This is a genomic window from Niveispirillum cyanobacteriorum, assembly GCF_002868735.1.
GTDB lineage: Bacteria > Pseudomonadota > Alphaproteobacteria > Azospirillales > Azospirillaceae > Niveispirillum > Niveispirillum cyanobacteriorum.
In genome coordinates, this window is the sequence record NZ_CP025613.1 from 565661 (window position 1) to 588991 (window position 23331).

The 23331-nt window shown below is 64.6% G+C and carries 23 protein-coding genes; 18 read left to right on the forward strand and 5 right to left on the reverse strand.

Annotated elements, in window-relative coordinates:
* Positions 1 to 16: 16 nt before the first annotated feature.
* The gene (locus C0V82_RS23355) at positions 17 to 1321 is read left to right on the forward strand and encodes an MFS transporter (protein WP_102114827.1); all 1305 of its coding nucleotides are present in this window, start codon (positions 17 to 19) and stop codon (positions 1319 to 1321) included.
* On the opposite strand, the gene C0V82_RS23360 is transcribed toward C0V82_RS23355, so the two are convergent.
* Both C0V82_RS23360 and C0V82_RS23365 read right to left on the reverse strand, forming a co-directional pair.
* Positions 1322 to 1975 carry a fumarylacetoacetate hydrolase family protein gene (locus tag C0V82_RS23360; RefSeq protein ID WP_102114828.1) on the reverse strand — a complete coding sequence of 218 codons (654 nt, stop codon included), beginning with the start codon at positions 1973 to 1975 and terminating at the stop codon, positions 1322 to 1324.
* Positions 1976 to 1999: 24 nt separating this feature from the next.
* Positions 2000 to 2830: a sulfite exporter TauE/SafE family protein gene (locus C0V82_RS23365; protein WP_102114829.1), complete on the reverse strand. Its 831-nt coding sequence runs from the start codon at positions 2828 to 2830 to the stop codon at positions 2000 to 2002.
* A gap of 215 nt (positions 2831 to 3045) precedes the next feature.
* Between C0V82_RS23365 and C0V82_RS23370 the strand changes: the two genes are divergently transcribed.
* The 5 genes from C0V82_RS23370 to C0V82_RS23390 all read left to right on the forward strand — a co-directional run bounded on the left by C0V82_RS23370 (position 3046) and on the right by C0V82_RS23390 (position 8010).
* Positions 3046 to 3852 carry an aspartate dehydrogenase gene (locus C0V82_RS23370; RefSeq protein ID WP_102114830.1) on the forward strand — a complete coding sequence of 269 codons (807 nt, stop codon included), beginning with the start codon at positions 3046 to 3048 and terminating at the stop codon, positions 3850 to 3852.
* Positions 3853 to 3871: 19 nt separating this feature from the next.
* Entirely contained in the window at positions 3872 to 4312 is a 441-nt protein-coding gene (locus C0V82_RS23375) for a VOC family protein (protein ID WP_102114831.1), read from the forward strand.
* Between the two features lie 44 nt (positions 4313 to 4356).
* Entirely contained in the window at positions 4357 to 5244 is an 888-nt protein-coding gene (locus C0V82_RS23380; protein WP_102114832.1) for a dihydrodipicolinate synthase family protein, read from the forward strand.
* Between the two features lie 12 nt (positions 5245 to 5256).
* On the forward strand, positions 5257 to 6492 hold the full coding sequence (gene kynU, locus C0V82_RS23385; protein ID WP_102114833.1) for a kynureninase: 1236 nt from the start codon (positions 5257 to 5259) through the stop codon (positions 6490 to 6492).
* A gap of 168 nt (positions 6493 to 6660) precedes the next feature.
* Positions 6661 to 8010: a sodium-dependent transporter gene (locus tag C0V82_RS23390; RefSeq protein ID WP_158660162.1), complete on the forward strand. Its 1350-nt coding sequence runs from the start codon at positions 6661 to 6663 to the stop codon at positions 8008 to 8010.
* A 16-nt stretch (positions 8011 to 8026) separates the two neighbouring features.
* Here the strand turns inward: C0V82_RS23390 and C0V82_RS23395 are convergent, their stop codons facing one another.
* Positions 8027 to 8989 carry a LysR substrate-binding domain-containing protein gene (locus tag C0V82_RS23395; protein ID WP_102114835.1) on the reverse strand — a complete coding sequence of 321 codons (963 nt, stop codon included), beginning with the start codon at positions 8987 to 8989 and terminating at the stop codon, positions 8027 to 8029.
* Between the two features lie 168 nt (positions 8990 to 9157).
* On the opposite strand from C0V82_RS23395, the gene C0V82_RS23400 reads away from it, so the two are divergent.
* The 10 genes from C0V82_RS23400 (at position 9158) to C0V82_RS23445 (ending at position 19297) form a co-directional block, all read left to right on the forward strand.
* Positions 9158 to 10636 (forward strand): 2-hydroxymuconic semialdehyde dehydrogenase, encoded by a 1479-nt coding sequence (locus tag C0V82_RS23400; RefSeq protein WP_102114836.1) that lies wholly within the window; start codon positions 9158 to 9160, stop codon positions 10634 to 10636.
* A gap of 11 nt (positions 10637 to 10647) precedes the next feature.
* On the forward strand, positions 10648 to 11409 hold the full coding sequence (locus C0V82_RS23405; protein ID WP_102114837.1) for a hypothetical protein: 762 nt from the start codon (positions 10648 to 10650) through the stop codon (positions 11407 to 11409).
* Positions 11409 to 12194, forward strand: coding sequence for a 2-keto-4-pentenoate hydratase (locus tag C0V82_RS23410; RefSeq protein ID WP_102114838.1), 786 nt, complete (start codon positions 11409 to 11411; stop codon positions 12192 to 12194). The genes C0V82_RS23405 and C0V82_RS23410 overlap by 1 nt, the downstream gene beginning before the upstream one ends.
* On the forward strand, positions 12191 to 12391 hold the full coding sequence (locus C0V82_RS23415; protein ID WP_199772617.1) for a hypothetical protein: 201 nt from the start codon (positions 12191 to 12193) through the stop codon (positions 12389 to 12391). The genes C0V82_RS23410 and C0V82_RS23415 overlap by 4 nt, the downstream gene beginning before the upstream one ends.
* Complete coding sequence (locus C0V82_RS23420) at positions 12388 to 12822, forward strand: RidA family protein (protein ID WP_102114839.1); 435 nt, start codon at positions 12388 to 12390, stop codon at positions 12820 to 12822. The genes C0V82_RS23415 and C0V82_RS23420 overlap by 4 nt, the downstream gene beginning before the upstream one ends.
* A complete protein-coding gene (locus C0V82_RS23425) occupies positions 12816 to 13355 on the forward strand; it encodes a 3-hydroxyanthranilate 3,4-dioxygenase (protein WP_102114840.1) in 540 nt (179 codons plus the stop codon). Before C0V82_RS23420 ends, C0V82_RS23425 begins: the two co-directional genes overlap by 7 nt.
* Positions 13352 to 14347 carry an amidohydrolase family protein gene (locus tag C0V82_RS23430; RefSeq protein ID WP_102114841.1) on the forward strand — a complete coding sequence of 332 codons (996 nt, stop codon included), beginning with the start codon at positions 13352 to 13354 and terminating at the stop codon, positions 14345 to 14347. The genes C0V82_RS23425 and C0V82_RS23430 overlap by 4 nt, the downstream gene beginning before the upstream one ends.
* 137 nt (positions 14348 to 14484) lie before the next feature.
* On the forward strand, positions 14485 to 15891 hold the full coding sequence (locus tag C0V82_RS23435) for an efflux RND transporter periplasmic adaptor subunit (protein WP_102114842.1): 1407 nt from the start codon (positions 14485 to 14487) through the stop codon (positions 15889 to 15891).
* Positions 15888 to 17870 (forward strand): MacB family efflux pump subunit, encoded by a 1983-nt coding sequence (locus C0V82_RS23440; protein WP_102114843.1) that lies wholly within the window; start codon positions 15888 to 15890, stop codon positions 17868 to 17870. Before C0V82_RS23435 ends, C0V82_RS23440 begins: the two co-directional genes overlap by 4 nt.
* A gap of 23 nt (positions 17871 to 17893) precedes the next feature.
* Positions 17894 to 19297, forward strand: coding sequence for an efflux transporter outer membrane subunit (locus C0V82_RS23445; protein ID WP_102114844.1), 1404 nt, complete (start codon positions 17894 to 17896; stop codon positions 19295 to 19297).
* Positions 19298 to 19301: 4 nt separating this feature from the next.
* Here C0V82_RS23445 and C0V82_RS23450 read toward each other — a convergent pair whose 3' ends face one another.
* Both C0V82_RS23450 and ybaK read right to left on the reverse strand, forming a co-directional pair.
* A complete protein-coding gene (locus C0V82_RS23450; RefSeq protein ID WP_102114845.1) occupies positions 19302 to 20345 on the reverse strand; it encodes a GGDEF domain-containing protein in 1044 nt (347 codons plus the stop codon).
* A 174-nt stretch (positions 20346 to 20519) separates the two neighbouring features.
* Complete coding sequence (gene ybaK / locus C0V82_RS23455; protein ID WP_245924291.1) at positions 20520 to 21041, reverse strand: Cys-tRNA(Pro) deacylase; 522 nt, start codon at positions 21039 to 21041, stop codon at positions 20520 to 20522.
* 134 nt (positions 21042 to 21175) lie between these two features.
* Between ybaK and C0V82_RS23460 the strand changes: the two genes are divergently transcribed.
* The gene (locus tag C0V82_RS23460) at positions 21176 to 21907 is read left to right on the forward strand and encodes a response regulator (RefSeq protein ID WP_102114846.1); all 732 of its coding nucleotides are present in this window, start codon (positions 21176 to 21178) and stop codon (positions 21905 to 21907) included.
* Positions 21904 to 23328: a sensor histidine kinase gene (locus C0V82_RS23465; protein WP_102114847.1), complete on the forward strand. Its 1425-nt coding sequence runs from the start codon at positions 21904 to 21906 to the stop codon at positions 23326 to 23328. Before C0V82_RS23460 ends, C0V82_RS23465 begins: the two co-directional genes overlap by 4 nt.
* Positions 23329 to 23331 lie beyond the last annotated feature (3 nt).

Here is a 23331-nt window from a genome sequence, read left to right on the forward strand (position 1 = left end):
ATAGGGAGGAACCCCTATGATCCGCGATCTCGACGAGGCGCTGGAAACGCTGCCCTTTGGCCGTTTGCGGGTGCTGGTTCTGCTGCTGGTGACAAGCATCATCGTGCTGGATGGGTTCGATATCCAGCTGGCAGCCCTGGCAGCACCTGCCATGCTGGCCGAATGGGGCCTGGACCGCGTCGCGTTCGGGCCGGTGCTGGCAGCATCGCTGGCCGGCATGGCGGCGGGAACGGCGCTGGGCGGCAGTATCGGCGACAGGATCGGGCGGCGGCCCGCCCTGATCGGGGCGGTGCTGTTCTTCGCGACCATGACGGCCCTGTCCGCCTTGGCCACTGGTCCTGTGACATTGGGCCTGCTGCGGTTGGCAACCGGCCTGGGCTTGGGCGCAGCGGTGCCCAATGCCACGGCCCTGGTGGCCGAATGGATGCCGCGGCGCTGGCGTTCCTACGCCGTCATGCTGGTGATTGTCGCCGTTCCTGTCGGTGGCATGCTGGGGGCCGCACTCTGCGCCTGGATGATCCCGGCTTTTGGGTGGCGCGCTTGCTTCATCCTGGGTGGGGTGGCACCGGTGCTGCTAGCCCTGATCATGATCATAACGCTTCCGGAATCACCCCAGTTCCTGGTAACACGCGATGATCGCTCAAACCATCTCCGGCACCTGGTGAACAGGCTGGCTGGAGATAATCGTTTTGATAATGTAACAATATTTCGCACCTCCGCTCCAACCCCTGGAAAGGGCGGGGTGGCAGAACTTCTATCGGTGCCGCTACGCGCCATCACCTGGCATCTCTGGGCCGGATTCTTCGCCGCGATGCTGGCGCTTTACGGATGCTTGAACTGGCTGCCCGTCCTGCTGTCGGGCTTGGGATTGCCCATGGATCAGGCCGTGCGCGGGTCTATGTGGTTCAATCTGGGCGGTGTGGCGGGTGCCCTGCTGGGGGCCTGGGCCGGCGGGCGGTTTGGCTCGGCCCGTTGCCTGTCGGCCTTGTGCCTGACAGGTGCCTTTATCCTGTCCATCGCCGCCATCGCCCTGGCCCTTGGCCATATCCCAGGTGTAACTGCCGCCATGGTGCCGGTCCTTTTGGCGGGTGGCGCCATCCTGGGGGTGCAGGTTGGGCTTTATGGCCTTGCCGCTGCACGATATCCGACAAGCTGCCGGGCCGCCGGTATCGGCTGGGCCGCCACGCTGGGGCGCGGCGGGGCCGTGGTCAGCGCCCTGGCGGGTGGCTGGATCCTGGCACAGCCCCTGGGCGCTGCCCTGTGGTTGGGGGTCCTGACCCTGGCGCTGCTGTACTGCTGGCGCGCGGTCAGGACCTTATAATCAGGCCACCTTGACTGACAGGGTGCCGACCCCCGCCACCATGCCATCCAGCTGGTCCCCACGCTGTATCGGCCCTACGCCGGCGGGGGTGCCGGTGAAGATCAGATCGCCCGGCAGCAGTGTGATGAAGCGCGACAGTTCGGCGATGATCTCCGGCACCGTCCAGATCATCTCCGCCAGGTCGCCTTCCTGCCGCAGTTCCCCATTCACCGACAGGGCGATGCGCCCGGCATCGACGCTGGGCACAGAAGCGGCGGGCACCAGGGCGGAGACGGGGGCGGCATGGTCGAAGACCTTGCCCATGTCCCAGGGCTTGCCGGCCTTCTTGGCCTCCCCCTGCAGGTCACGGCGCGTCAGGTCCAGCCCGACGCCGTACCCGAACACGGACCCGCCCGCGCCCATTGCCACCACAAGTTCGATCTCATGATGAAGATCGCTGGTCTGCGGCGGATAGGGCAAGGTGCCGCCACCAGACAGGACGGCGCTGGCCGGCTTCATGAAGAAGAACGGCGGCTCCCGGTCACTCGCGCCCATCTCGCGGGCATGGGCAGCATAGTTGCGCCCGACACAGAACAGACGGCCCACGGGGAACAATGCATCACTGCCCGCAACGGGCAAGGTGACGGCGGCGGGTGGGGTGATGGCGTAGGACATGAGGTTCAGTTCCGGTTCGACGGGTTAAAATAAAACCGTGACGGCACGGTAAAGCATCCGCGCCCCCACGATCAGCAGGAAACAGCCAAACGCGACAGACAATTGCCGCTTGGTCAGGCTATGCGCCAGCTTCGCCCCCCAGGGGGCGGCCAGCATGGTCGCGGGCGCGATCAGAGCCAGACCGATCAGGTTGACATAGCCCAGGCTGCCCGCCGGCAAGTCCGCCCGGCCCCAGCCGGTCAGGACATAGCCGATGGTGCCCGGAATGCCGATAACCAGCCCGAACAGGCTGGCCGTGCCCACCGCGCGATGGATCGGATAGTTGAACAGGGTGAGGACCGGCACCGTCAGGGTGCCGCCGCCAATGCCCATCATGCTGGAAAAGGCGCCGATGGCCGCCGGCATGGTCTGCGCCCCCGGCCCCTTGGGCAGCGGACGGTTCAGGGTGAAGGCCCCGGCGGGCAGCAGCATCTTCGCCGCCACCACCAGTGCGATGGTGCCGAAAATGGCGGCCAGAACCCCGCCCTTTGCGTAGCCTGCGATGGCGGTGCCGATGGCGGCGCCAATGAACACCGCCGACCCCCAGGACTTGGTCAGGTCCAGATCGACCGCGCCCTTTCGATGATGGCTACGCGACGATGAAATGGCCGTCGGGATGATGGTGGCCAGCGAGGTGGCCACCGCCACATGCAGGCGCACCGCCGGATCGACGCCCACCAGCCCCAGCACGATGTCCAGCACCGGCACGATGATGATGCCGCCGCCCACCCCCAGCAGTCCCGCCAGCACCCCGCCGGCCAGCCCGGTCAGCAGCATCAGGGCGGAAAGTTCGGCAATGTCGATCCAGGGGGGCATGATGGCTCCGTCAGGCAGGGGATTTCCTCCACCATCGGCAATCCCGGTATGACGATCAAAGACCAAGGCGGCTGAATGATATGGCGGTTTTGGCATATCGGGCAGGGTCGCCCCGCTATATCGCTTCTCCCATATCAGGCGGTGAAATCGGTATTTTCCCGGCATAGCGGACGGGCCTAGCCTGGGATCAATTCAGCCAAGCGGGAAAGCGCATCATGGTATTGCGGGTCGGGATCGCCGGATATGGCACCATCGGAGCGGCTGTGGGCCGGGCGCTGGATGCCGGTATGGAGGGGTTGACCCTGACGGCGGTGACCAGTGGTGATGCCGCCAAGGCCCGGACCCGGATGGCGGAGCTGAAGGCCCAGGTGCCCGTTGTCGATGCCGCGACCTTGGCAGAGTTGTGCGACATCATCGTCGAATGTGCGCCGACGGCGGCCTTCGCCGATATCGCCCTGCCGGCCCTGGCGCGCGGTCGGACGCTGGTGACGGTCAGCGGCGCCGCCCTGCTGCAACGCCCCGACATTATCGACGCGGCGGGCGCCCATGGCGGGCGCATCATTCTGGCGACGGGGGCCCTGTTGGGCTTTGACGCGGTGCGCGCGGCGGCGGAAGGGACCATCCATTCCGTCACCATGGTGACGCGCAAGCCGCCGACCTCCCTGACCAAGGCCAAGGAAGTGGTGGAGCGTGGGTTGGACCTGCTGTCCCTGACCGAACCCCTGAAACTATTTGACGGATCAGCACGAGAGGGTGCGGCGCGGTTTCCCGCCAATGTCAATGTCGCCGCTGCCCTGGGTCTAGCCGGCATCGGACCGGATCGCACGCAGTTGCAGATCTGGGCCGACCCATCGGTCACCCGCAATTGCCACCGCATCGTGGTGGACGCCGACAGTGCCCGCCTGGTCCTGGAGATCGAAAATGTGCCGACGGTGGAAAACCCCGGCACGGGCCGCATCACGGCCTTGTCCCTTGTCGCCGCTGTGCGGGGCCTGACATCGGCCTTCCGCGTCGGCTCCTGACCCTAGAGAAGGAACCATCATGGTCATTCCCTTGAAGCACGTCGCCATTTCCACCCAGGACCCGGAGGCGTCGCGCGACTTCTTCGCCAATGTCATGGGCTGGACCGTTGCGGGCCGCGTCGACAGCCGCAATGCCCAGGGCTATTACGTGACCGACGGCACCATCAATATCGCCTTGCTGCGCTTCAAGAATCGACCGGCCGCCGGTCTGGAATTCCCCGAGGGCTATAACGGCCTGCACCATCTGGGCTTCCAGTGCGAGGATGTTGAGGCGACGGCGGAATATATGGAAGAGCAAGGCTTCCCACCGCGCCACGACATCAACATCGCGCAGGGCCTGGGCAAGAATCCCGACAAGGACAATGCCGAATATAAGATGACCGGCCCCGCCAGCGTCATGATCGACATTTCTGAACGCGGCTGGGTGGGCACCTCCAGCTACAAGCCCAAGGCCGGCTAACGCCCTGCCACTTTCCCCTACAATCCATATTCTGGAGCCATGCCATGGCCACCCAACCGTTCGCCCGCATCGTGCCGGCGGTCGCCACCCCGTTTTTCGCTGACGGCAAGATTGATCTGGGCCGGATGGCGGCCCATTGCCGCTGGCTTCTGGCCGAAGGTGCCGATGGCCTTCTGCTGTTCGGCTCCACGGGCGAGTCCGCGTCCCTGACCAATGCCGAGCGCATGATGGTGGTGGACAGCCTGATCGCGCAGGGGATCGAGCCGGGCCGGTTGCTGGTCGGCACGGGCTGCTGCGCGCTGGCCGATACGGTGCTACTCTCCTCCCACGCCACCGACAGCGGCTGTGCCGGTGTCCTGGTGGTACCGCCCTTCTTCTTCAAGGGTGTGCCCGATGCCGGTGTCCGCCGCTATTTCCGTGACCTGATCGAGGGCGTGAACGATCCGCGTCTGGCGATCTATCTCTATCATTTCCCGCAGACGTCGGGCGTGCCCATCACCCCGACGCTGGCACAGGATCTGGTGCGGGCGCACGGCTCCACGATCCGGGGGTATAAGGACAGTTCCGGCGACTGGACCAACACCCAGGCCGTGCTGGAGGCGTTGCCGGGCCTGGAGATATTTGCGGGCACCGAGGCGCGGATGGTCGATCTGATCACACGCGGCGGGGCGGGCTGTATCAGTGCCACTGCCAACCTGCATGCCCGCTCCATCCGCGCCCTGCTTGACGCCATCGGCACCCCGGCGGAGGGTGACCGGCTGGACAAGGTGGCGGAATTCCGCAATGCCTTCACGGGCGTACCGCTGGTTCCGGCGGTGAAGGCGGTTCTGGCGCATCTGCATAATGATCCGGAATGGTCGCGCCTGCGCGCGCCCCTGATGTCGCTGGATGGCGATGCAGAGGCCGGTCTGCTGCGCAAGCTGGGGCTTTGAGGGGGAACGACCATGCCGACACGCGCCGAGATCGAAGCCCTGGACCGTACCGACCCGCTGGCCGGGTTTCGTTCCGAATTCACCCTGCCGCCGGGGGTGATCTATCTGAACGGCAACTCACTGGGCCCGATGCCGACCAAGGCGGCGGTGCGCGCGGCAGAGGCGGCGACGCTGGAATGGGGTGTTGGCCTGATCCGGTCCTGGAATACGGCCGGCTGGTTTGCGGCACCCTATAAGTTGGGCGACCGTCTGGCGCAGTTGCTGGGGGCGGATGCGGGGGAGATGGTGGTGACCGACGCCACCGGCCTGAACCAGTTCAAGGCTGTGGCGGCGGCTTGCGCCCTGCGCCCCGACCGCCGTGTCATTGTGATGGAAGGCAGCAACTTCCCCACCAACAATTACATGGTGCAGGGGCTGGCCGCCTTTCTGGGCCAGGGCCATGACATCCGCTTTGTGGAGAAGGACGGCATTCTGGACGCGATCCGCGACGATGTCGCCGTCGTCGCGCTGACCCATGTCCATTACAAGAGTGCCCATGTCCTGGACATGGCGGCGATCACGGCCAAGGCCCATGCGGTCGGTGCCCTGACCGTCTGGGACCTGTGCCATTCCGCCGGCGCCATCCCGGTGGACCTGAACGCAGCCCAGGCCGATTTCGCGGTCGGCTGCACCTACAAATACCTGAATGGCGGGCCGGGCAGCCCGGCCTTCATCTTCGCGGCCAAGCGTCACCATGCCGCCATGCAGCAACCGCTGTCCGGCTGGTGGGGGCATGCCGCCCCCTTCGCCTTTGACCGTGATTACCGCCCCGCCGACGGCATCGGGCGGATGTTGACCGGCACGCAGGCCATCATCTCCCTGCAGGCCGCCGAACCCGGCATCGACTTGGCCGTACGCGCAGACAAGCATCTGGCCTGGGCCAAGTCCCGCGCGATGGGCGATCTGTTCATCACGCTGGTAGAGGAAAGGCTGGGTGTTGACATGTTCCGCCTGGACAGCCCGCGTAACGGGCTTCTGCGCGGCGGTCATGTGGCGCTCGCCCATCCCCATGGCTATCCCATCATGAAGGCCTTGATCGAGGCTGGCGTGATCGGCGATTTCCGCGCCCCCGACACGCTGCGCTTCGGCTTCTCCCCGCTGTACTTGCGTTACACCGACGTGGCCGATGCCGTCGATATCCTGGCCGACATCATGGCGCGCGACGTCTGGCGGGACGAACGGTTCCAGGCAAGGGATGCAGTGACGTAAGCCTCATTTCGTCATCCCGGCGAAAGCCGGGACCCAGGGGCCAAGCGCCCAAACATCCGCCAAACACCGCCGATCCCAAACCATCCGTTTTCCCTGTGGCCCATGGGTCCCGGCTTTCGCCGGGATGACGAAGAAGGGGTCGGGAATCGTAAAATCAGAGGTCCACCCATGTCCAGTCAACCCCGTGAACAATGGTCGTCGCGTCTGGCCTTCCTGCTATCGACCATCGGGTCGGCGGTGGGGTTGGCCAATATCTGGCGTTTTCCTTACACGGTCGGCACCGGCGGCGGGGCGGTGTTTCTGCTGACCTTCCTGCTATCGGTGGCGGCCCTGGCCCTGCCGCTGCTGATCGCCGAACTGATGGTCGGGCGGCGCTACCGCGTGTCGCCGCCCAATGCCATCCGGGCGGCGGCGGTAGAGGCGGGGGCCAGCCCGCGCTGGCGCTTCCTGGGGCTGGCGGGTGTGGCGGCAGCCATTCTGGTCCTGTCCTTCTACAGCGTCGTGGGCGGCTGGGTCATGGCCTATATCCTGGACCCGGCGGCGGACAGCGCCGGTATCGCGCAGGCGCGGTTTGACGGGTTGGTCGGTGACCCCGTACGCCTGTTCGCGTGGTCCAGCCTGTTCCTGTGGGCGACCGTTGCCATTTCGATGCGCGGCATCACGGGCGGGGTGGAACTGGCCAACAAGGTGATGACGCCCATCCTGTTCCTGCTGCTGCTGGCCATGGCGGGATATGCCATGCTGGTCGGCGATGTCGCGGCGGCGGCCAGGTTCCTGTTCACGCCCGATTTCAGCAAGGTGACGCCCGACGTGCTGCTGGACGCGTTCGGGCAGGCCTTCTTCGCGCTGGGTGTGGGAGCCACCAACCTCATGGCCTATGGCTCCTACATGGACCGGGGGGAGAAGGTGATCCGGTCGTCGGTTATCATCGTCGGGTCCGCCGTGTTCGTGTCACTGCTGTCCGGTTTCGCGGTGTTCCCGGTGCTGTTCGCCATGGGGCTGGACCCGGCGGGCGGCCCCGCGCTGACCTTCGTCACCTTGCCCTATATGTTCGCCCACATGCCGGGCGGTTCCGTGGTCGGCGTGGCCTTCTTCGTGCTGCTGTTCGCGGCGGCCATCACCTCCGCCATTTCCATGATGGAGGCACCTGTATCCTTCCTGACCGAGCGGCTGGGCTGGAAACGGGCGCATGCGGCCCTGTTGTCGGGTGGGCTGTCCTGGGGCCTGTGCCTCCTGTCGGTTCTGTCCTTCAACATCTGGTCGGATGTGAAGCCGCTGGCCTGGGCAGGGTTGCTAACGGATAAGACCTTCTTCGGCCTGTTCGATTACCTGACCTCCAACATCGTCCTGCCCGGCGGCGGCTGCTTGATCGCAGTTCTGGTCGGTTGGAAGATCAGCCGGGCTGTGCAGTCAGGGGAGTTGGGGGAAGGTTTGGCCTTCCGAGCCTGGCGCTTCTGCATCCGCTGGCTGGCACCCTTGGCATTGGCGGTGATCTTCGCAGCGAAGGTGGTGGAATAAGGGGGCTTCGGCCCCCTTAATTCATTTCACGATCCGCCGAGACATCCTTGGCCACACGACGCAAAGCACCGGCGAAGTATGTGGCCGCCGGTGTCAAATCCACGCCGGTCCGCAGGGTGATGCCCACTGGCCCCAGTGCAGTGCGCAGATTGACGGGCAGGCGGACCAGACCCGGCTGGCTTTGCACCACCTGATAGGGCATGGCCGCGACCATGTCGGTTTCCAGGAGCAGGGTGTGGTTGGTCAGGATGGAGACCGATTCCACGGTCTTGATGGGTGGCTGCAGACCCGCCTTGCGAAACGCAGTTTCGATCTGGCGCCGCAGGCTGGTCTGCGGCGGGGGCAGGATCCACTCTTCATCCATCAGGTCGGCCAGGGTCAGCTCGCCCCGCCCCGCCAGGGGATGATCCTTGCGCGCAACGATGGATACCGGCTCGTAATACAGCACCTCCTGCGATAGCCCGTCCCGCTCCCGATATTCAGGCAGGCGGCCCACCACCATGTCCAGATCGCCGACGCGCAGCATGGGCATCAGCTTGTCATTGGTGCCCTCTACCACCTGGATATTGATGTTGGGCCGTTCCTTCTTCAGCAGAACGATGGCGCGCGGCAGTAGGGTGGGGGCGGCGGCCAGCAACGTGCCCACTGCAATCTTGCCGGTCGTGCCGGTGTTCAGCGACACCAGTTCCTCCGACGCGTGGCGCAGCTGCGACAGGATCAGCTTGGCATGGCGCACCACCACTTCGCCGAACAGGGTGGGTGTCACCCCGCGCGAGGTGCGGTCGAACAGGTCCATCCCCAGTGTCTGTTCCAGTTCGCGGATGGTCTTGGTCGCTGCCGGCTGCGCCATATTCAGCACCTGGGCCGCGCGCAGGATATTATTATGTTCGGCCACCATCACCAGCAGCTGCAACTGCTTGAATTTCAGCCGCGCCCGCAGGCGGTTCTCCAGCACCAGCGGCGTCAGGTTCAGGCTCATGTTTTCCTCCACTCCGGCGCCTGACATGGCACCGTCCCTGATATAGCTATTCCCATATATCGGATTACTGAAATGGTATTTTTCTATTATACAAGGCCCCGATAGCGTGGAACCCATCAGGCCGCGCGGGCAGTCACTGCCCCGGCAGCAGAGAACGGGTTTCGTTCCATGTCCCACCACGCCTATCCCTTTCAGGGCCGCACCATCCCCGCCTATATCGGTGGGCAGTTCGTGACGGCGGGGGACAGTTTCCCCAACATCTCCCCCATCGATGGCGCAACCCTTGCCCCGGTACATCTGTCGGGTAAGTCAGAGGTGGACAGTGCGGTGACAGCCGCCCGCGCCGCCCTGCATGGCCCCTGGGGCCGCATGCCGATGCGCGACCGCGTGGCCCTGCTTCGGGCCGTTGCCAACGGTATCCGCGCCCGGTTCGATGATTTCGTGGCCGCCGAGGTGGCCGATACCGGCAAGGCCCTGCATCAGGCGCGCAACATTGACGTGCCACGCGGGGCCGCCAATTTCGACCTGTTCGCCGATTTGGCCCTGACGCGCGGGACGGAGTGCTTTCAGACAGATACCGCTGATGGGCGCGGGGCCGTGAACTATACGATTGCCAAGCCTTTGGGCGTGGTGGCCGTGGTGTCGCCTTGGAACCTGCCCTTGTTGCTGCTGTCCTGGAAGCTGGCGCCTGCGCTGGCCTGCGGGAACACGGTTGTCGCCAAACCGTCGGAGGATACGCCATCCACAGCGGCGCTGCTGGCCGAGGTGATGCATGAGGCGGGGATGCCGCCCGGTGTGTTCAATCTGGTCCATGGGTTCGGACCGGACAGCACAGGCGAATTCCTGGTCGGCCATCCAGGCATCGACGCCATCACCTTCACCGGCGAAAGCGGTACCGGCAGCGCCATCATGCGCAGTGCGGCGGCGGGCGTGAAGCCGGTCAGTTTCGAACTGGGCGGCAAGAATGCGGCCATCATCTTTGCCGACGCCAATTTCGATGACGCCGTGGCCGGCACCGTGCGCTCGGTATTCAGCAACTGCGGACAGGTCTGCCTTTGTTCTGAACGCGTTTATGTCGAGCGCCCGATCTTTGACCGGTTCGTGGCCGCCATGAAACAGAAGGCGGAGGCGATCCAGGTCGGCAGCCCCTATGACGGGGCCGGAATGGGTCCCCTGATCTCCGCCAAACACCGCGATAAGGTCGTCTCCTACTTTGATCTGGCCAGGCAGGAAGGCGCCATCACCATCACCGGTGGCGGCGTGCCGCGTTTCGGCGACCATCGCGATCAGGGTGCCTATGTGCAGCCCACCATCATCGCGGGCCTGCCCGAGGATGCGCGCTGTGTTCGGGAAGAGATTTTCGGCCCCATCTGCCACATCGCCCCCTTCGATACGGAGGAAGAGGTGATCGCCAAGGCCAATGACAGCCGTTACGGCCTGGCCGCCGCGCTGTGGACCCGCGATGTACAGCGCGCCCACCGGGTGGCACACGCGCTGGAGGTCGGGATCGTCTGGGTCAATGACTGGTTCCTGCGCGATCTGCGCACGCCGTTCGGCGGCGTCAAGTTTTCCGGCATCGGGCGGGAAGGGGGGCAGCATTCGCTATCCTTCTATTCCGAACCCACCACCATCTGCATCAAACTTTAAGGCTGGCATTGATGTCCAGGCCTACTCCATCACCCCGGCATATCGTCATCCAGGACGTGACGCTGCCGGCACTGCGCTCCCGGTTCGGGCATGAGGCGTTGAGCCTGCTTGCCCGCGCCCTGGACGGGGCGGGAGTGGACGGGATCGTGCTGCCGGCTGGTGACTGGGGATTGGCCGGGCTGTTGGCGGATGACGGGCTTCGGGCCGTACTGTCGCTACCGGTGGAGGATGTCATGGCTGTAGAGCGGGCAAGGACAATTGGTATTCGCGCCATTCGCGTTCCTGTCGGGAATCTGGAACTGGCGGCACCAATCATCGCTGCCGGCCACGAAGCCGGTTTGCATGTAACGGCCCTACCCATTGATGGGCATCTGCACTGCCCCGGCGATCTGGCTCGTCAGGCACAGGCATTGGAAGGGTTCGGAGCAAGCTGCATCCATGTCGTGGATGCGGTCGGGGTGCTGGACATGGATGGTGTGGCAGCTCGCCTGCGTGCATTTGACCGCCTGCTGTCGCCCGCCACCGAACGCGGGATCAGCGCCAGCCATGATGTCTCCCTGGCCGTCGCCAATGCCCTGGTCGCGGTACAGAATGGGGCCGTGCGCGTCGATGCTGCCCTGGCCGGCGGTACCAATCCGCTGGCTCATTTCATCACTGCCGCCACGCGCAAGGGTTGGCGGCACGGCTGTGACCCGCAAGCGCTGACCCAAGTGGCCGGCATGCTGGGCTGTGGCCCGATCAACCCGGAATTCGTGAAGGAAAGGGCCGCCTGATGGACCTGATCAATCAATGCGCCTCCACGCTGGATGCCGCCGCCGTCGCGGCGTGTGCCACGGCGCAGTTCTCCACCACCGGCATCGCTCTGACCCTTGAGCAGGCCTATGCGGTGCAGACGGCACTGGTGGCCCGCCGGGTGGAACGCGGGGGCCGCATTGTCGGGGTGAAGATGGGTTTCACCAGTCGGGCCAAGGCCATCCAGATGGGGGTCCATGACCAGATCTGGGGACGGCTGACCGCCGATATGGAGGTGGCCGATGGCGGCAGCCTGCGCTTTGGACTTTTTGTGCATCCGCGTGTCGAGCCGGAAGTAGCCTTCCGCCTGAAGGCACCGCTGTCCGGCATTGTGACACCCGAACAGGCGCTGGCCGCAGTCGATGGTGTTGCCGCTGCGTTGGAGATCATCGACAGCCGCTATCGCGATTTCAAATTCTCCCTGGCCGATGTGGTGGCGGACAATGCCTCTTCCGCCGCATTTGTTGTGGGCCCCTGGCAAGAACCGGGGACCGACCTGCGCGCACTGGACATGATCATGTCCATCAATGGTCAGCCACGGCAGACAGGCAGCAGTGCAGCTATCCTGGGCGATCCGATGCTGTCGCTGGTGGCGGCCGCCCGGCTGGCCGGTGACGCCGGCATCACGCTTCAGCCCGGCTGGATCATCCTGGCCGGGGCGGCGACGGCGGCAGAGGCCCTGGCCCCTGGTGACCATGTGACGCTGGAAGCCCAGGAACTGGGCCGCGTCGAATTTCAGATGACGGCAGAAGGATCGGCAGAATGAGCAGCGATGCCATGGTCATCGAGGGTCGGGCGGTACCCAGGGGACGCTTTCCCCATTTCCGCCGGGCCGGCGATTTCATCCTGGCCGGGGCGGCGACGGCGGCAGAGGCCCTGGCCCCTGGTGACCATGTGACGCTGGAAGCCCAGGAACTGGGCCGCGTCGAATTTCAGATGACGGCAGAAGGATCGGCAGAATGAGCAGCGATGCCATGGTCATCGAGGGTCGGGCGGTACCCAGGGGACGCTTTCCCCATTTCCGCCGGGCCGGCGATTTCATCTTCGTTTCCGGCACCAGTTCACGGCGCCCCGACAATTCTATTGCCGGCGCCTCGGTCGATCATCTGGGTGCGACCGACCTCGATATCCGTGCCCAGACGCGGGCGGTGATTGAGAATATCGGCGGCATTCTGGAAGCGGCGGGCGCCAGCCTGCGCGACGTGGTGGAGGTCTCTACCTTCCTGGTCGATATGAATGATTTCCACGGGTACAACCAGGTCTATGGCGAATATTTCGACCAGGAGGGGCCGGCGCGGACGACCGTGGCGGTACACCAACTGCCGCACCCGCATCTGCGCATCGAGATCAAGGCCGTGGCCTATAAGCCCCTGAAGGGAGGGACCCCATGCTGACCTATGGCCTGCCTCTGAACTTCGCGAAATGGATTGAGGAGCATCAGCATCTGCTGCGCCCCCCGGTCGGCAATGCCCAGATCTGGTCGAACGCCGACTTCATCGTCACGGTCGTGGGCGGCCCCAATCAGCGCACCGACTACCATGTCGATCCGCTGGAGGAGTTCTTCTACCAGATCAAGGGCGACATGGTTCTGCGCCTGTGGATCGACGGCGCGCCAAAGGATGTGCCGATCCGCGAGGGGGAGATTTTCCTGCTGCCCCCGAATGTTCCGCATTCACCGCAGCGCCCCGTCGAAGGCTCGGTCGGCCTGGTGATCGAACGGCAGCGGCCCGACGGTCTGCTGGACGCATTCCAATGGTACTGCGATGGCTGCGGCAGCATCGTCCACAAGGCGGAGGTGCAGTTGTCCAGCATCGTCAAGGACCTGCCGCCGATCTTCCAGTCTTTTTATGACAGCGTGGAAAAGCGCACCTGCCCGTCCTGCGGCACCATCCATCCCGGCAAGGTCGCCAAGGCAGGTGCGGCATGAAAATCATCGACATGCACAGCCATTTCGTGCCGGAGAACTGGCCCGATCTGGCCGACCGCTTCGGCACGCCGCGCAACTGGCCCTGGATGCGTCATGAAGGCGGTGGCAAGGCCATGATCATGGTAGGGGAGGAGGAATTCCGCCCCATTGATGAACGCTGCTGGTCCGGCCCCGCCAAGCTGGAGGACATGGACCGCGACGGTGTCGATATCCAGATCATGTCGGCCACGCCCGTCCTGTTCGGTTACACGCGTCCCGCCGAACAGGCGCTGGATTGTGCCAAGCTGTTCAACGATGCCGCCCGCGACATCTGCGCCGCCGACCCGGCCCGCCTGAAATCGCTGTGTCAGGTGCCCTTGCAGGATATCGACAAATCCTGTGCCGAGGTCAGCCGCGCCATGAAGGATGGCCATGTCGGGGTGCAGATCGGCAACCATGTCGGGGAGAAGAACCTGGATGATGCCGGCATCGTCACCTTCTTGCACCATTGCGCCGATATCGGGGCCCCCGTCCTGGTCCATCCCTGGGACATGATGGCGCGTGAACGCATGCCGAAATACATGCTGGCCTGGCTGGTCGGCATGCCGGCGGAAACCCAGCTGTCGATCCTGTCGCTGATCATGTCGGGTGCCTTCGAACGGCTGCCGAAAAGCCTGACACTGTGTTTCGCGCATGGCGGCGGCAGTTTCCCCTATCTGCTGGGTCGGGTCGACAATGCCTGGACCCACCGTGACATCGTGCGCAAGGATTGTCCCAACCTGCCATCTTCCTATGTCGACCGGTTCTTTGTGGACAGCGCGGTGTTCAATCAGGCGGCCCTGTCGCTGCTGGTCGCCACAATGGGGGAGGACCGGGTGATGCTGGGTTCCGACTATCCGTTCCCGCTGGGGGAACAGCGGGTGGGGGCGCTGGTGCGCGGCCATGACGGCTTGTCGGCTCCGGCCAAGGCCAAGATCATGGGCGGCAATGCCGCACGCTTCTTCGGTCTTTGACGGGGGCGGTCCGGCGGGATTGTGCGCCCGCCGGACATGGTTTCCAGATGACAAAAATTTAAACAATTTTCTACGCAGGGTCTTCGCATGTGCGGCGTATAAGGGGTTAATCCAACTTGTCTGCCGAAGAAGTGAAGATGCAGCCTGCCGCCTCCGCCACGACCAAGGCCTCTGCCAAGCCGCCCGGCCCGCGTTCCAAACGATCCCTGTTCCGCCGCCGTAATATCCTCCTGGGCTTGGCCATTCTGGCCGTTGCTACCGGTGTCTACTGGTGGCAGTCCGGGGGGACGTCGGGCGGCGATGCGGCATCCGATGTGCTGACCACGGCCATCGACCGCGGCAACATCGAAGATAACGTCACCGCCGTCGGCAATTTGCAGCCGCGCGATTACGTGGATGTCGGCACGCAGGTGTCGGGACAGTTGCGCAAGGTGCATGTGGAGATCGGCCAGCAGGTCAATCAGGGCGACCTGCTGGCCGAGATCGACCCCACCGTCTATCAGACGCGCGTGGAGGCTGACCGCGCCCAGCTGGAAAATCTGGGTGCGCAGCTGACGCAGCGTGAGGCCGAACTGGCCCTGGCGCAGCAGCAATATAAGCGGCAGAAGAACCTGCTGGCCGAAAACGCCACCAGCGAAGACACGTTCCAGAACGCGGAAAAGACCCTGCGCGCGGCAGAGGCGGCGGTGAAGGCGGTGAACGCCCAGATCCGCCAGACCAATTCCACCCTGCGCGGGGATGAGGCGAATTTAGGCTTCACGAAGATCTATGCTCCCATGTCGGGCACGGTCGTGTCGCAGAATGCCAAGCAGGGCCAGACCCTGAATGCCAACCAGTCGGCACCCATCATCCTGCGCATCGCCGACCTGTCGGTGATGACGGTAACGACCCAGGTCTCGGAGGCCGACGTGTCGCGCCTGCGCATCGGCATGCCGGCCTATTTCACCACGTTGGGCCGCCCCGACCGCCGCTGGCGCGGAACCTTGGCCAAGATCAACCCGACGCCGGAAGTAGTGAACAATGTCGTCCTCTACAACGCGCTCTATGACGTGGAGAATACGGGCGGCGAATTGATGACGCAGATGACGGCGCAGACCTTCTTCGTCGTTGCCGCCGCCGAGAATGTCATCCGCGTGCCCGTCGCGGCCTTCCAGCGTCCGCCCATGCGGACCCCCGGTGCTGCCGGTGGTCCGCAGCAGGCGGGCGGTCAGCCGCAGACCGGGGCCCAGGGCGGCACGCCGCCCGCCGGTGCCAATGGCGAACGCCGCCCCCGTGACGGTGCTGCCCCCGCCGGCGCCCCGCCCGCCGATGCCGGTGCGCGCGAACGGCCGCGCATGGTGCAGGTGCTGAAGGCCGATGGCACTGTGGAGGATCGCCGCATTATGATCGGCGTCAGCGACCGCGTGAATGCCGAGGTCGTGTCGGGGCTGGCTGAGGGCGATCAGGTGGTGGTGGGCCGCAAGCCGTCCGCCGGCCAGTTGAAGGCCCAGCAGCAACAGCAGCAGCAGAACATGCAGCGCATGCGCCCGCCGGGGATGCTATGAGTACGCCGCACAGCCGGGGCGACGCCACCCCCCTGATCGAACTGGTGGACATCACCAAGACCTATTCCAACGGGGAGATGGCGGTACAGGTGCTGAAAGGCATCTCGCTGAAAATCTATCCCGGTGAATTCGTCGCCATCATGGGACAGTCAGGGTCGGGCAAATCGACCCTGATGAACATCCTGGGCTGCCTGGATCGGCCGACGACGGGCAATTACCTGTTCGACGGGCGCGACGTCTCCACCTTCGACCGCGACATGCTGGCCATGCTGCGGCGGGAAGCGTTCGGCTTCGTGTTCCAGTCCTATAACCTGATCCCCATGTCCACGGCGGTGGAGAATGTGGAAGTGCCAGCCATCTATGCCGGCATGGGCAAGGATGAGCGGCATGAGCGGGCATCGGAACTGCTGACCACGCTTGGCCTGTCCGAACGCATGGACCACAGGCCCAGCCAGCTGTCGGGCGGGCAGCAGCAGCGTGTCTCCATCGCCCGTGCCCTGGTCAATGGCGGTCAGGTCATCCTGGCCGACGAACCGACGGGTGCGCTCGACAGCCGCAGCGGCGTGGAGGTGATGAAGCTCCTCTCCGATCTGGCGGCCAAGGGCCATACCGTGATCCTGATCACCCATGACCGCGACGTGGCCAACAATGCTCGCCGTCTGGTGGAGATCAAGGACGGCCAGATCGTGGCAGACCACCCGACCGACCATGCGCTGGAAAGCCCGGCCCCACCCCCCGTCGCCGCCCGCACCATCCAGGTGCCGGAGGAGGGGGAGGATACGGGCTGGACAGCCAAGGAAGTGCTGGAAGCCTTCCGCATGGCGCGGCGGGCCTTGTCGGCCAATCTTTACCGCACTGTCCTGACCCTGCTGGGCATCGTCATCGGCGTGGCCTCGGTCGTCACCATGCTGGCGGTCGGCAATGGCTCGCAGAAGGCCATGGTGGAACGGATCAGCGCCATGGGCACCAACCTGCTGGTTATCCGGCCCGGTGCACCGGGGCAGCGCAATGCCAACGGGCTTGCTACACTGGTCCCCGATGATGCCACCGCCATCGCCAAGGTGGCCAATGTCGTGGCCTCAGTCCCCGAATATACAGGCGGCATGACGGCACGGGCCGGAAATCTGGACTATCAGACGCAGATCACGGCCACCAGCCCGGATGTACAGTTGGCACGGTCGTGGGAACCGTCCAGCGGCACCTTCTTCGATCAGGCGGCGATGGACCAGTATGCGCCCGTGGCCGTGATTGGGCAGACCGTGGCCAACATCCTGTTCCCCGGACAGGACCCGGTGGGCCGCTATATCCTGCTGCGCAATGTGCCGTTTCAGGTGATCGGGGTGATGTCGCCAAAGGGCGCCAGCCCCGTGGGCCAGGATCAGGATGACGTGGTCTTCGTGCCCCTGACCACCGGGTCCTACCGTCTGTTCGGACGGCGCGACCTGCGCTCCATCACGGTCCTGGTCGATGATCTGGCCGTGATCGATGAAACGCAGGCGATGATCACCAGCCTGCTGACCACGCGCCACCAGGCAGAGGATTTCCAGATCCGCAACACCGCCTCCTTCATCGATACCTTGTCGGCGATGCGGGAGACCATGACCATCCTGCTGGGCTCCATCGCCGCCATCTCCCTGCTGGTGGGCGGGATTGGCGTGATGAACATCATGCTGGTCAATGTCACCGAACGCACGCGGGAGATCGGTATCCGCATGGCGACCGGGGCCCGCGCCCGCCATGTGATGCAGCAATTCCTGCTGGAGGCGCTGCTGGTCTCCGCATTGGGCGGGGTGATCGGCGTGGTGTTGGGCATCGGCGTCTCGCTGTTCCTGACCATTTTCAAGGTCGATATCCAACTGACCTTGCCGCCCATGCTTCTGGCCTTCTCCTGCGCCTTCGCTACCGGCCTGATCTTCGGCTATACGCCCGCCCGCCGGGCGGCGCTGCTGGATCCCGTGGTGGCTTTGGCCGCCGACTGACCTCTTTTCCGGATCGTCCACGCATGATCGTCAGACATTCCCGCCTGTTCCTGTCGCTGCTGCTGTCCGGCACCCTTCTGTCGGGCTGCGCGCAGGGCGATTATGGCAGCACGGCCAGCCCTATCGCCCCGCCGACCACCTGGACACAGGCCGATGGTACCAATGCCGCCAGCCCCTGGCCCGCCGCCGATTGGTGGGGTGGTTTCGGATCGGCGGAGCTGGTGTCGCTGCTGGCCGATGCGCGCACGGCCAACCCCGATCTTGCCGCCGCTGCCGCCCGCCTGTTGCAGGCCGATGCCCGCGCCCGCGCGGCGGGGGCCGACCTGCTGCCCACCGTCAATGCCAGTGCTGGCATCAGCCGGCAGGAAACTGACCTGTCCGGTGCTGGCGGACGGTCGGGCCGCAGCAGCGCCAATGCAGGCCTTTCGGCCAGTTACGAGCTGGATTTCTGGGGCGCGAACCGCGCCACCGCCGACAGTGCCGCGATCAGTGCCGCGATCAGCCGGCTGGATCAGGAAACGGTGGCGCTGACCGTTACCTCCACCGTCGCCAACACCTATTTCCAGGTCCTGTCCCTGCGTGACCGTATCCGCAGTGCCGAGGAGAACCTGACCCTGGCCGAACGGGTGATGGCCGTCGTCGATGCCCGCTTCCGCAACGGTGCCGCCACGGCCCTGGAGGTGGCGCAGCAGCGCACGGCCCTGACCAGCCAGCGTGCCACCCTGCCGGCCCTGCGCCAGCAGGAACTGGCGGCATCCAACGCTCTGGCTGTGCTGCTGGGCCGTGCGCCCGCCGATCTGTCGCTGTCTGCCAAAGGTCTGGGCGGGTTGGGTCTGCCGGCCACGGGTGCGGGGACGCCCGCTGATCTGCTGGAACGCCGCCCTGACCTGAAGGCAGCGTCGAAGCAACTGGAAGCCGCCGGCGCCGACATTGTCGCCGCCCGTGCCGCCCTTTACCCGTCCGCCACCCTGAACCTGTCCGGCAATCTGACGGGCGGTGGTGTGTCCAGCCTGGTCAATGCCCCCACCGCCGTCGCGAACATGGGCCTGTCGCTGGCGCAGAGCCTGTTCGACGGTGGCCGCCGCAGCGCGCAGGTGGAGGTGACACAGGCTCGCCGCGTGGAACTGATGGAAACCTACCGCAAGGCCATCCTGACCGGCTTCTCCGATGTTGAAACGGCTCTGGCGGCGGCCCGCAACGCCGAAAAGCAGCGGGTCCTGCAGGAAGAGGCAGTGCGTCTGGCCCGCGAATTGTTCCGGCTGGCCGAAACCCGCTATCGCGAAGGGGCGACCGACCTGCTGACCCTGCTGGACGCCCAACGTTCGCTGCTGTCGGCGCAGGATCAGCTGACGCAGGTTCGCCTGTCGGAGCTGCAGGCGGCCATAGCGCTTTACCGGGCGCTGGGTGGAGGCTGGTCGGCGGCGTGACCGATCACGCCGCTACCACCCTGTTGCGTCCGCAATGTTTGGCGCGATAGAGCGCCTGATCAGCACGTTGCAGGGCCGGCTCCACGCTGCCCTCGCCCGGCTTGACCATGGCGGCTCCCATGCTGACCGTAATTTTGATGGGGCCGGCATCGGTGTGGATGGGCGTTTGCTCCACGATGCGTCGTAAACGCTCACCCGTTTCGACGGCTTGGTTCAGGCTGGCATCAGGCAGGATCAGGCCGAACTCCTCTCCGCCCAACCGGGCAAAGACATCCTGCACACGGATGGTCTGACCGATCTGATCCGCGAACTGGGCCAGCACACGGTCGCCGGCACTGTGCCCATAGGTATCGTTAATCTTCTTGAAATGGTCGATATCCAGCACCAGAACCGCGATATCACACCCCGTGCGCCGTCGGCGCCCGATCTCCCGTTCTGACAGGGAGAAGAAGGTACGGCGGTTCAGGGACCCGGTCAGGGAGTCCGTCTGTGCCAGCACCGCCAGTTCGCGATTGGCCAGACGCAACTCAAGCTCATCCATGACGATGGCGGCCAGATCGGTCAGGGTTTCGCGATCATCATCGTCAAAGCTGCGGGACACGCGGTCAATAACGCAGACGGTGCCAAGCGCCTGTCCATCCCGGGTGATCAGGGGGGCACCGGCATAAAACCGGATACCCGGCTCCCCGGTGACCAGCGGATTGTCCCGGAAACGGACATCCAGACGCGCATCCTCCACCACCATCACCCCACGCCGGCGAATGGCATGATCGCAAAACGCCAGGGACCGTGGCGTTTCCTCAACGTTCAAACCATCCCGCGCCTTGAACCATTGACGCTCCTCATCAACCAGGGAGATCAGGGCGATGGGGACACGCAACGCCCGCTTGGCCAGGGTAACGATACGGTTGAACTGCGGCTCCGGCTGACTGTCCAGCACCTGATAGCGGTCAAGCGTGCGCAGCCGCAGGACCTCTTCATTCATCAGGCCGCACCCCCCGGAGTCGAGCAGCCCATCGGGCAGTTGGGTGTCGATGATCGCCGTCATGGTCGCCCCGCCTACCGTTGACTCGTAGAACTGGTTAACTCCCCAAAATGTATATGCAGATGGCACGGGTACGATAGCTATCCATTCGCTCTGTCGGTGTGGTTCTTGGACCTATGGCGATTGGGTTACAGATTTATCAAAATTGACTAATATAATAACAATACCAAATGCTTGTTATTTGTTTACGGTAATAGGTGCCAGTTTCGCCCCCAGCACCCGGACAATATCCGCCGGTGCCGCTGCGATCTGCAATCCCCGCCGTCCGCCATTCATGATCACCTCGGTCAGGGTTCCTGCACTTGCATCGATCAAGGTCGGCAGACGCTTGCGCATGCCCAGCGGGCTGATCCCGCCGATCACGTAACCGGACACCCGTTCCGCCGCCTTTGGATCGGCCAGGGCCGCCCGTTTACCCCCCACCGCACTGGCCAACGCCTTCAGGTCCAACCGGGCAGGCGATGGGATAACGGCACAGACCAGCCCCACCCCCTCCACGTCCGACACCAGTGTCTTGAACAGCATGGCCGGATCAACGCCAAGGGCCGCAGCGGCGGCCATGCCGATGGCATCGGCATCCGGGTCATAATCATATTCCAGCAGCCGGTGGGCGACGCCGGCGGATTTCAGGGTGTTGACGGCGGGGGTGGCCTTGGCGGACATGGGACGGTGTTCTTCATCATGGGACCGGGTCGCCATCTTTTCCGCGTGCAATCGCCGGGTCAAGGCCGCAACCCGTCACAAACCGATACAATTTGGTACGCGGTCATGCCTTCCCGTGCATGCCCTTGCGTGCCATCTTCGTGTAATCTTTATCCAGCCATTACCGATCCATGCAGGCCGCTGACAATCCCCATATCTTCCTGGTTGATGACCATCGCGACATTCGGGAGACGCTGACCCGCTTCCTGGAGAAACATGGGATGCGGGTGACCGCGTCAGAGGATGCGGCGGTGGCCCGGCGGCGACTGCGCGCCTGTGCCGCCGACCTGATCGTGCTGGATGTCATGATGCCGGGGGAGGATGGGCTCAGCCTGTTCCGCCATATCCGGGAGACGATGGACACACCCGTCATCTTCTTGACCGCCATAGGGGAACCGACGGACCGCATCGTCGGGCTCGAAATGGGTGCCGATGATTATGTGACCAAGCCGTTTGAGCCGCGCGAACTGCTGGCCCGCATCCGCGCCGTTCTGCGCCGCAGCCACTCATTACCCGTGACCGGTGCGCGGAAAAAGGCTGATGAAAGCCGACTTTCGTTTGATGGCTGGATGCTGGACCTGAACCGTCGCGAACTGACCGGGGCTGATGGTGTCGTCGTTTCGCTATCGACGGCAGAGTTTTCGCTGCTGGAGGCATTTGTGCGCCATCCCAACATGGTGCTTACCCGCGAACAGTTGCTGGATCTGACCAAGGGGCGGGAGGCCGATGTCTTCGACCGTTCCATCGACAATCAGGTTAGCCGCCTTCGCCGCAAGATCGAACCCGATCCCCGCAATCCCACCCTGATCAAGACGGTCTGGGGGGGTGGTTACTGCCTGGCGACGGAGGTTCGGGCGGCATGAAGGGGGTGATGTCCGTCCTGCGCCATCCGCGCAGCCTGTTCACCCATATGGTGGCGCTGCTGGTGGGCGCCATGCTGGTGGCGAAATTTGCAAGCTGGACGGCATCGCTGGACGACAAGGCCGCCACCGTCCGCCGCACCCATATTGAAGAGACGCTGCTGCGCATCGCGGCCACCACGCGTGTCATGGGCACCCTGCCGCGCGAACACCGGGCCGACACATTGGCCGCCATACGCGCACGCGAAACGCGCTATTCGGTGGATGATACCCCCGCCATCCCGCCCGATTATCAACTGACCGACCCACAGGCCATGGCTGTGCGCGACCGGTTGATCGATATCCTGGACCTGCCGCCCAGTGCTGTGCAGTTCAAGATGTGGAACCGGGCAGAGAATGCAGAGCCGTCCTGGTTCCATAATCCCTGGGCCGCGATTGAGCCGGTGGAAATGGGGATGAAATTCTCCGTCCGCCTGGCCGATGGGCAATGGCTGAACGCCGTCAATCGCCGCATGGTACAGCCCACGGTCTGGTCCTCCACTTCCACCTGGACGCTGCTGACCTCCATCCTGATGGTGGCCGCCGCCACCTTCTACATCTCCCGCCGCCTGTCGCGCCCCTTGCGTGATCTGGCCGACAGCGCCGACCGGCTGGGCCGGGGGGAGGCGGTTCCTGCGCTGGAGACGGAACGCGGACCGGAGGAGGTGCGCCGCGCGGCCAATGCCTTCAACGCCATGGCTGCCCGCATCCGGCGCTTCGTGGATGACCGTACCCGCATCCTGGCTGCCATTTCCCACGACCTGCGCACTCCCATCACCAATCTGCGCCTGCGGGTGGAGTTGCTGGATGAGGGGGAAACAAAGTCCCGTATGCTGGAAACTCTGGATGAGCTTCGGTCTACGGTCGAGGCTACGCTCTCCTTCACGCGGGAGGAGCTTGGGGAGGAGGCGGTGCGTGCCGATCTCTCCACCCTGGTGGAAAGCGTCTGCGATGATTTCGCCGATACCGGCCATCCCGTGCATTTCAGCGCGGCCGACCGTCTGCCCCTGATTTGCAGGACCAGTTCGCTGCGCCGTGCCATCCGTAACCTGATCGAAAATGCCCTGGCCTATGGCGGCACCGCCCGCGTCTCCATCCGCAGTGATGGGGCCGGGGCAGAGATTATTGTTGCTGATGACGGGCCCGGTATCCCGGAACCTGACATGGAGCGCGTGTTTGAGCCGTTCGTACGGCTGGAGGCGTCGCGCAATCGCCGCACCGGCGGTGTCGGGCTGGGACTTTCCATTGCCCGCTCTGTCGTGCGTGGGCATGGGGGCGATATCCGTCTGTCCAACCGCCCGGACGGTGGCCTGGACGCCATCATCATGATCCCTATTGTGACCAGTCCAGATAAAGAAGGCATAATTCTACGCAAAGCGGCGTGACCG